Source organism: Acidobacteriota bacterium, from assembly GCA_038040445.1.
Taxonomy (GTDB): Bacteria; Acidobacteriota; Blastocatellia; order UBA7656; family UBA7656; genus Onstottus_A; species Onstottus_A frigus.
In genome coordinates, this window is the sequence record JBBPIG010000016.1 from 146,100 (window position 1) to 155,766 (window position 9,667).

Consider the following 9,667-nt stretch of genomic DNA (forward strand, 5'->3'; position numbering starts at 1 on the left):
AGGAGCCCGTGCGGCGCTCGGTAACCGTTTGGAAACTTCAACTCATCGTTTTGGAGGATGTGTGGTGAACAGGAAATTAATAAGACCGACACTTGCGGAAGTGAGAGAGCGCTCGGAGCGCGATTCTCAGCATCGCCGCAACAACCAGTCTGACCCGAATCGCAAACGCGTGCCACCCGAACAGACTCACGCCGAGAGCTTCTACTACAAGAAGCAGATGGACAACAGGACGCTAATGGTAATTGTGCTTCAGGATGGCGAAGAGCTTAGGGGAAGCATCGAGTGGTATGACCGAGGCTGTATTAAGCTGCATCGCACCGAAGGGCCCAACCTGCTCGTGCTGAAACATAACATCAAATACATGTACAAAACTGAAGATGCCGAAGGCAACGGCGACAGCGAGGACCATATTGGGGAGCACATAGACGAGGGGCCGGAGGAGTAAACCGGCCGCCCAGTTCCCGCTTCATCCTCACCTCGCAGCGATGGACCCTGTGACGCGAGCACCTGGCAGTCCCAACAAACCGCGTGTCGGAATCACCATTGGAGACCCGGCCGGCATCGGCCCCGAGATAGTTCTCAAGGCCGTTGCAGAAGGGGACGTGCGCGCAGCTTGCTCGCCCGTTGTTATCGGCAACGCCGATCAGCTTCGCCGGCAAGCGCATGAACTTGGGTTGGCTTCCGAGTTCGACACCGTTACCGAGGAGCAGCTCGCTTCCTGCACCTTCGACCAGCCGGTCGTTTTCGATACCGGCAACCCAAACGAGACATCGCAGTGGGGAGCTTTGTCCGCGGCATCGGGACGCGCCGCGATTGCGGCAATCGAAGCCTGCGTAAGACTCTGCCTCGCGGGCAAGCTCGACGCGATGACCACCGCCCCGATCAACAAAGAATCAATCAAGCTTGCCGGTTCTCCATTCCCAGGTCACACCGAGATGATCACCGCGCTGTGCGGAGCGGATCAGTCGCTGATGTGCTTCTTCGCCGGTGATCTAAGAGTCTTTCTGTTGACCATCCACTGCAGCCTCGCGGATGCGATCAAATCAATCACAAAAGAGCGAGTCGAGAGCGCGATCGAACTGGCTGACCGTGAGCTGCGAAGGTTTGGAATCGCACGGCCTCGGATAGCCGTGGCGGGACTCAACCCTCACGCCGGCGAGCACGGGTTGTTCGGCGTCGAAGAAGCTCGCGAAATCGCTCCGGCGATCGAAGAGTGCCGGACTAAGTACGACATCGACGTGTCGGGGCCGTGGCCAGCCGATACCCTGTTCGTGCGAGCGTGGCGTGGCGAGTTTGACGCCGTAGCCGCGTGTTATCACGATCAGGGATTGATCGCCGTCAAATGCCTCGCATTCGGGCGCGCGGTTAACGTGACGCTCGGGCTGCCGATCATTCGAACATCGGTCGATCACGGCACCGCATTTGACATCGCGGGCCGCGGGCTTGCCGATCACGGCAGCATGGTTGAAGCTATCAAGCTGGCGGCGCGTCTGTTCGCGGTTGAAAATGAAGGCAGGGCGCAGAAGACAGAATACTGACTCAGGAGGAAGGATGAGAATTGCTCTAATCGCTTTGATACTGGTGGTCGCCATGTTTTCGTCGTTCGGCTTCTTTGCTTCTACTGCCGCGGATGATCCTCTTCGGCTGCCGGACGAGAGGCACCTGCGCAACATTCGCCAGCTAAGCTTCGGCGGCGAGAACGCAGAAGCTTATTTCTCAGCCGACGGCAAGAAGTTGATCTTCCAATCGACTCGCGACGGCCGTGGTTGCGATCAGATCTACACGATGAACATCGACGGCTCCGATGTGCGAATGGTCTCGACCGGTAAAGGCCGCACCACCTGCTCCTATTTCTTTACGAACGGCAAGCGGATCACCTATTCATCAACCCATCTCGCAAGCCCCGACTGTCCTCCGAAACCGGACTTCTCGAAAGGATATGTGTGGGCAATCTATCCAGGCTTCGACGTATTCAGCGCCGCGCCCGACGGGTCCGATCTTAAACAGGTTACGAAGGCTCCCGGCTACGACGCTGAATCGGTGATCTCTCCGAACGGAAAGAAGGTGGCGTTCACCTCGATGCGCGACGGCGATCTGGACATCTACACGATGGACCTGGATGGAAAGAACGTGAAGCGCCTGACCAGCGAGATCGGTTACGACGGCGGTCCGTTCTGGTCATACGACAGTCAATGGATCGTCTTTCGCGCTAATCATCCGAAGACCGAAAAAGAAAAGGCCGACTACCTCGCTCTTCTAAAAGACAACTTGATTCGTCCGACGGCGCTTGAAATCTGGGTGATGAAAGCTGACGGCAGCGGTAAACGCCAGGTGACCAACAACGGCAAAGCCAACTTTGCGCCGTACTTCTTTCCTAACGGCAAGCGAATCATTTTCGCGTCGAATATGGCCGATCCGAGAGGCCGCGACTTCGATCTCTACGGGATAAATGTCGACGGGAGCGGTCTCGAACGCATTACCTTCAACCCGACGTTTGATGGGTTCCCGATGTTCAGCCCGGATGGAAAGAAGCTTGTGTTTGCGTCCAACAGAAATGACAAGACGCAAGGCGACACCAACGTGTTCATCGCTGATTGGGTCGACTGAAACAAGATACTCGCCGCTCAGGCTCGCGGTCGGGAAGTGGCTTGCCCCAGCTGTTTCCCAAGGCGAGAAGTACCATACTCAGGCTCGCGGTCGGGAAGGGTGGCTTGCCCCAGCTGTTTCCCAAGACTGGCATCTACCACGCGGGGGCAAGCCACCCTTCCCGACCCCAAGCTTGAGTATCACATCGCACGCACACACCACGCGTCGTCTTAGAAAAGTCTCTATTGCCAAGTCTCACCTTCTCACGGAATCAACACTATCTTCCCAAACGCTCCAGGCTGTAGCACAAGTTCGTGAGCGCGCGCCGCGTCCGCAAGCGGCATCTCTTTCCCAACAATCGGCCGCAACGTACTGTTCTCAAGTCCGGCGACAAGAGCTGCATGAATACTCGCTCGATCTTGATCAGACGTGTTGATGAGCGACATTCCCAGGATGCTCAAGTCGCGAGTCATCGCCGCGCGAGGATCTATCTCGATCGGTCCGCGACTGCCAATCACCACAACGCGGCCGTGCCTCGCAAGAACGCCGAGGTCGCTAGCCAGGTTCACGTTCGCCAACATCTCCAGGATAAGATTCACCCCATTCCCGCCAGTCAACGCGAGGACCTGATTCAGATAATCCGGCGCGTGATGATCGAGCACTTGATGCGCACCCTGTTGCGAGACATTGGCTCGTCCTTTTTCGCTTCCGCCTGTTGCAATAACACTGAGCCCTGCAGCGCGAGCCAACTGAACGGCGGCAATGCCGACTCCTCCGGTCGCACCGTGCACCAACACAATCTCGCCCGCGCGGGCCCCGGCGCGCTGAAAAAGACCGCGATAAGCCGTAGCATAAGGAACACCGACCGCTGCTCCCTGCTCGAACGTCACTTGGGACGGCAAACGGTGCACCTGAGCTTCGTGACACAGAGCCTGCTGCGCGTACGCTCCGCCGACTGTTCCCGCGACGTAGACGCTGTCGCTTGCTGCCACGCACGTCACACCTTCGCCGATCGACTCGACCACGCCTGCTGCATCCATTCCGGGAGTGTAAGGCAAGGAAGGCTTTACGACGTGCTGTCCGGACCTTATGTACACATCGACCGGGTTAACGCCAACGGCATGAACTCGCACGACCACTTGTCCCGGACCCGGTAGCAAATCGGGTACGTCTTCAAGCTGCATCACCTCAGGCCCGCCGAACTCGTGAACTCGAATGGCTTTCATTGACTCCCCTTTCTTATCGTCCAGTTGTATACCACACAGCCGTAAGCTCAAGGCAAGCCGCTTAGCGGCTTCCCACCGATAGACGACACGGTGAGCCTGTTCAGCTCCACAGCTTTGTGCAGCTCACCCTTAGGAAACCGCTACGCGGCCAGGTTGAGTTTGCGGTGCATTGGCTATCGATAAGAGGCCGCTACATGGCCGGCACATGGAGCGTGACTGGCGTGCGAAACGTCAGCTCCAATTTGCAGTAGTAAGAACTCCCAGCTTCGTATAAAATAAGCCCGTTGTACAAGCAGCCACAACGCTGCTCTTCATATCAACCCGTCGCTCAGTCAGGTTGGGCGCGGAAAAGGACAGGCAAAACTAGACTATGGGGTTCACACAAGTGCAGACGAACGGTACTCAGCCATCAAAAGCAAAGTCGAACGGCGATCTACATCATGCTCCCGCCGACGGCGGCAAGCTGATAGTTCTCACCGCGCCGCTCACCGAGACGATCGATCACGCGGGCTACTTCATTCAGATGGGTATGGCTTCCATGCCGATATGGATGGAAGGCGTGCTGAATCGCAAGTATCCCAACTGGCGCAACGTCGAGTACAACGACGACAGCTCGGCTCGCTACATGCCCGCGGGCTGCCGGGTGCTTGAGGCATCGCTCCTGCGTGAGTATTCCCCTGATGACATCGTCGCTTGCTATCCAGATGATCTTCATAAGTTCGTAGGGCCAAAGACTCGCGTTGTTGCTGTCTCGACTCACAACCCATTGGGCGTGACGTTCGCAGCCGGCGTGTACACTTCGATCTTCGGCACGTCGAAGATGCCTATCAACTCTCACTACTCGCGGTTGATGTTCGAAAAGATCAAGACCAATCCGTATCGAAACAGCTTCAAAGTGATCGTAGGCGGCTCGGGCGGTTGGCAGATCATTCAGACCGATCTCTATGAAGAGCTCGGAATCGACTGCATTGTTGAAGGGCGCAGCGAGTCTCTCGACACCCTCGATCTGTTTCGCAAAGCCATTGCCGGCGAAGACCTGCCGCGCGAGATCGAAGTCAAACACCCGACAGACCGCAACAGCATTCTCTTTCCCGACAAGCGAACCACCTTCGGCGTCGTCGAGATGACCACGGGCTGCGGCCGCCGTTGCCAGTTTTGCCTGCCGGACTTGAACCCTCAGATCGATCTTCCGAAAGAACAAATCATGAAAGCCGTGCGCGCCAACATTCGCGAAGGCAACAAGCAGATTTCGCTCGCCACCGAGGACATGTTCATCTGGGGTCAGGTGCACACCGACACCCCGTTCTACTTCCCAAATCGCGAAGCGCTTCTTTCACTCTACTCTGATATCGTGGACACGCCGGGAGTCGAGCAGCACGTGCTCAGCCACTGCACGATGGCTCCGGCCGTCGTCGATCCGCTTCTGATCAAAAAGCTCTCGGACATCTTGCTGCCGAAGAGCCCGATTCACCTGCCTTATCTCAGCTCGCATCCGCAGAAGAAAGCTCTGGTGCCGCTGATAGGTCTGGAGACCGCATCGCTGCGAATGGCGAAGATGATCATGCCGAGCAAGGGCGTTCCGTTCTCGATTGACGACTGGTCGAGCGTGGTGATTCAAGGCTTGACCACCCTGAACGCGAACAACTGGTTCCCGGCGATGACCTTGATCATTGGCAATCCCGGCGAGACCGACGAAGACACGAAGGCCACGCTCGATCTGATCTACGAAGTGGAGCGCCGCGGCCTGTTCGCATTCTTCATCCCGTCGATCTTCACGCCGTTGCATGATACGCGGATGGAAATGAAGAAGGGTGTGACCGAGACTCAACAGCTCTCGCCGCTTCAGTGGCAGTTGATGATGAAGTGTTGGAAGATGAACCTCCGGCCGGGTCAGTACAGTTGGTGGGCTCCCACGGCTTGGCGAGTCGGCGCGATCGCACTGTGGATGTACAAGCTAAGAAAGCTGAACGGCCCGAACTTCAAATGGCCGCTGTTGATGTTCTCGAGCGCGATGTCCGAGAAGATGATGGGACGACTGGGCAAGATCTACACCGGCAAGCCCATCAAAGTGAAGTCGCGCAAAGAGCTGATTGCTGGGCTGAAGCCGCACTACTTGCAGTACCTTCGAGAAGACAACGGCGACTTACCCGAAGGCTACGTGCCGCATGCTCGGCAGAATGAGCAAAAGGCTGCCTTGGCTTTGCCGGTACTTTCATGACAGGTACGTAGAAAGAACTAACGTCAACGGGTACATCTCGGTCGCCAGCGAGGAGAACAACGCAGGCAGCCGTAATTCGGCAACGGACTACGGACCACGGACCACGGACCACGGACTACGAGTTGTTGTTATGACGACATTGAACCGGCGGCGATTCATCGAACTCGGAGGCGTAGCAGGCGCGCTCGGAGCCGTTTCACCCGGGTTCGAATTCAGGGCTGCTCAGCGCGTACGTGGTGACGCGGGTCAGGACCCTGATGACCGGGTCATACGCTTGAGCGGGGACGGTCTCGGTCTCACTACGACGCAGTATTCGCGCTTCCTCGCACACCTCGCCGAGAATAAGGGTATTGTTCCAGACTCGTATATCCTTGACGGCGTAGTCGACGAATTAGAGAAACAGTTCGCCCGCATCCTTGGCAAAGAGCGCGCGGTGTTCATGCCGACAGGAACGCTCGCGAACCACCTCGCCGTAAGGGCGCTCGCCGGCGGCTCAAGCCGCGCCATCGTTCAGGCCGAGAGCCATCTATATCAGGACAGCGGCGACTGCGTACAAACGCTCAGCAACATCACGCTGATGCCGTTGGCGCCAGGCCGTGCGAGCTTCACTGCTGATGAAGTCCAGCAACTCCTCGATCAGACCCGAACCGGGCGAGTTGCATCGCGAGTCTCGGTCATCTCCATTGAATCACCTGTGCGCCGCAAGCAAGGGACGGTTTTCGATCCCGCGGAGCTGAAGAAAGTCATAGCGCTTGCGCGGCGTGAAGGCATCCGGCTTCATCTCGACGGTGCGCGTTTGTTCCTGGAGGCGGCATATGCGGGAAAAGACGTCGCCGAGTACACGCAGCCGTTCGACACTGTGTATGTGTCTCTGTACAAGTATTTCAACGCTGCATCGGGCGCGATTCTCGCGGGCCCTCGCGACTTGATGGATGGAATGTATCACACGCGCCGAATGTTCGGTGGAGGACTGAGCCACGCATGGCCCTTTGCGGCTGTGGCGCTTCACTACCTCTCGGGTTTTTCGGAACGCTTCACTCAGGCGATTCGCAGCTCCGACGAGTTGATTCGTGTTTTGGGCGAGAACGATGCTTTCACGATCGAGCGTATTCCGTCGGGCACAAACCTGTTTCATCTTCGCGTCCGAGGAACAGATGCGACTGCTTATCAGAAGAAGCTAGGGGGTTTGGGGGTCATGCTTCCGGCGCCGTCACCGGACGGTAGGTTCTTGATAGGTGTGAACGAGACTTTGAATAGGACAACTACGGCGACGCTTACTGGTACTTTCCGGCGTGGGTTGGCGAGTTAATTCTGCTGGGGGTCTAGCTGGAGCGGCGGTCGGGATTAAGGCTCGGGGACGCGTTTACATCGGCGGGGAGGACTATGAAGGTAATAAGAATCGAAGATGCGAAAAGGAGCCTCGCCGACTATGCCGCTGAGTCTGAAGAAGCCGTCGTCGTAACGATCGACGGCAAGCCCGTTGCCGCCTTGATGCCGCTTGAAAACGCAGACCTGGAGACCGTCTCACTAAGCCACAAACCCTAAGTTCATGAGAATCATTGAGCGATCCCGAAAACGCCAGCGGAAAGAAGGCGGTATTTCCAGTGACGAGATGAGGCGTCGACTCGGAATCCCTCGAGCGCGTTAGTTGTCGGGGTTGAACCGAGCATCTGCGATTGTGTCGCCAATGATCGTCAAGCTGAAGAAACCAAATACGCGATATCGAGACCTAACGTTCGGCCAGCTCTATGATGTGATTGGCATCGAAGCCGATGAACTCCGGATCATAAACAACGCTGGCCGTCCTTTCTCATATCCCCCTGATCTGTTTTGACTGGTCGATGCACGGGAACCAGCCGACTGGGTCACGGAATTCGGCGACGATGGAGAGCAGTATTCGTATCCGCCGGCGCTGAATAGACCTGGGTTCTTCGAGGACTTCTTCGACCAAAAGGCAAAGGCAGTGGCCACGTTCTGGAGGGTGCTGAATCATCGGCTTGCTGCTGCGAGTAAGGTCGCGTAACGCAACCACCGAACACGGCTGGGCGATGGCATATGGGAACGTTTCTTGTCAGATGCAAGATTGAGAATGTGGCAGATCGCGAGAAATCCGCGGTGTTGACCAAAGTAACTGGTTGATACCGGCAGCGAATACACTTGGGTACCCGCCACTACGCTTGAGAAGATCGGCATCAATCGAGAAAAGAAGGATGTCGAATTCGTGATGGCGAACGGGCAGCACATCACGGGCAGCATTGGCTTTGCCATCATCCGGCTAGACAAATACTTCACCGTTGACGAAAGTCGTCTTTGCAGAGAAGGGAGACCTCCTGCTCCTTGGTGGCGAACTCTCGAAGGCCTTACTCTTGCCGTTGATCGGAGAAAGAAGAAACTGGAAGCGTCAGGTCCCGTACCCGCTGCGTGACACGCGAATGGGAATGGAGACGCGCGTGACCGAGACGATACAGCTCTCACCGCTTCAGTGGCAGTTGATAATGAAGTATTTGGAGATTAAAAAGTGGCGGGCATGTAACCGCGCTGCCTAAACAACGGCATGATGTATGATCTGACTTGAGAGGAATGATCCTCCTGCTCCTGGTGAATGATCTCAAGAGCAAAGGCTTCGGCTCGGCGGCTCGTGATCTATCAGGTCTTCGTATCCAAGCGCTATCCCATATCCTTCGCCAATAGCCCGCGTCCAATAAGATCGATTACATTCTGCTCTCGCCTGCGCTGTTTCAGCGGGTCGAGACCGGCGGCATCTTGAGAAAAGGGGTCTGGGGAGGCAAGAACGGAACGCTGTTCCCACATTACGACGAAATGAAGAAGGAGATCCACGCTGCTTCCGATCACGCTGCTATCTTTGCCGACCTGAACCTCTAGTGACCGGATCTTCCGAAAGCTCCTTCATTGTCGCCACGTTTCGAGCACGGCGAGCCTGTCGGGAAGAGTTCTCGCGCCTAACCAAACACTTGCAGGCACCGTGGCTTGCAATTCGGCTTTCCAGGACTCCAATGTTCTTTGTGTGAGATGAGCGGACACTCGATCGCCATAGCTTTACTCTCGCACTAAGGCTCCAGGATTGTGGCCTCAGGTCCTGGGCCGGCGCCTTGAACGACGGACCGGCTATTCGCATCTGAGTGCAACGACCGGATCGACCTTTGTGGCCCTGTACGTCGGCAGAAGACATGCGAGCACTGCAACCGTCGCCAGCGATAACGCGGTGACGCAAAGCGTTCCAGCGTCCGTCGGTTCTAGATCGAAGAGCAAGCTAGACATCAAGCGCGTCAACGCAATCGAACAGGCCACGCCAATCCCTACTCCGATCGCTGTCAGCATTAGGCCACTTCTTATGACCAATCTGAAAATATCACTTCGTCCGGCACCAAGAGCCATTCGAATCCCCATCTCGCGGGTGCGTTGAGATGCGGAGTAACTCATCACACTGTAAGTTCCACCCATCGCGAGAACGACGGCGATAATGGCGAAGACTCCTAACACCAGAAGAATGAGCCGTCGCTGCGCCGTCGACTCGTCCAGCCGCCGATCCATAGTTTTGATGTCGTAAATTGGAAGATCGCGATCCAAGGCCTTGACTGCGGCCTGCACGGCAGGAACAACTAGCAGTGGGTCATCC

At 56.6% G+C, this 9,667-nt stretch carries 8 protein-coding genes; 6 read left to right on the forward strand and 2 right to left on the reverse strand.

Going from position 1 to position 9,667, the window contains the following annotated elements; genetic code table 11:
• The first annotated feature begins 64 nt into the window (after positions 1–64).
• From AABO57_17800 to AABO57_17810, 3 genes are read left to right on the forward strand one after another with little or no spacing between them, the layout of a single operon-like run.
• A complete protein-coding gene (locus tag AABO57_17800) occupies positions 65–445 on the forward strand; it encodes a hypothetical protein (protein ID MEK6287601.1) in 381 nt (126 codons plus the stop codon).
• Positions 446–494: 49 nt separating this feature from the next.
• A complete protein-coding gene (pdxA, locus tag AABO57_17805; GenBank protein MEK6287602.1) occupies positions 495–1,538 on the forward strand; it encodes a 4-hydroxythreonine-4-phosphate dehydrogenase PdxA in 1,044 nt (347 codons plus the stop codon).
• A gap of 13 nt (positions 1,539–1,551) precedes the next feature.
• On the forward strand, positions 1,552–2,607 hold the full coding sequence (locus tag AABO57_17810; protein MEK6287603.1) for a hypothetical protein: 1,056 nt from the start codon (positions 1,552–1,554) through the stop codon (positions 2,605–2,607).
• Positions 2,608–2,849: 242 nt separating this feature from the next.
• Here the strand turns inward: AABO57_17810 and AABO57_17815 are convergent, their stop codons facing one another.
• Positions 2,850–3,812 carry an NADPH:quinone reductase gene (locus AABO57_17815; protein MEK6287604.1) on the reverse strand — a complete coding sequence of 321 codons (963 nt, stop codon included), beginning with the start codon at positions 3,810–3,812 and terminating at the stop codon, positions 2,850–2,852.
• 370 nt (positions 3,813–4,182) lie between these two features.
• On the opposite strand from AABO57_17815, the gene AABO57_17820 reads away from it, so the two are divergent.
• The 3 genes from AABO57_17820 (at position 4,183) to AABO57_17830 (ending at position 7,575) form a co-directional block, all read left to right on the forward strand.
• Entirely contained in the window at positions 4,183–6,030 is a 1,848-nt protein-coding gene (locus tag AABO57_17820) for a radical SAM protein (protein ID MEK6287605.1), read from the forward strand.
• Between the two features lie 130 nt (positions 6,031–6,160).
• Positions 6,161–7,339 (forward strand): aminotransferase class I/II-fold pyridoxal phosphate-dependent enzyme, encoded by a 1,179-nt coding sequence (locus AABO57_17825; GenBank protein MEK6287606.1) that lies wholly within the window; start codon positions 6,161–6,163, stop codon positions 7,337–7,339.
• Positions 7,340–7,413: 74 nt separating this feature from the next.
• A complete protein-coding gene (locus AABO57_17830) occupies positions 7,414–7,575 on the forward strand; it encodes a hypothetical protein (protein ID MEK6287607.1) in 162 nt (53 codons plus the stop codon).
• Between the two features lie 1,581 nt (positions 7,576–9,156).
• Here AABO57_17830 and AABO57_17835 read toward each other — a convergent pair.
• The coding region (locus AABO57_17835) for an FtsX-like permease family protein (protein ID MEK6287608.1) at positions 9,157–9,667 on the reverse strand (511 nt) is incomplete at its 5' end.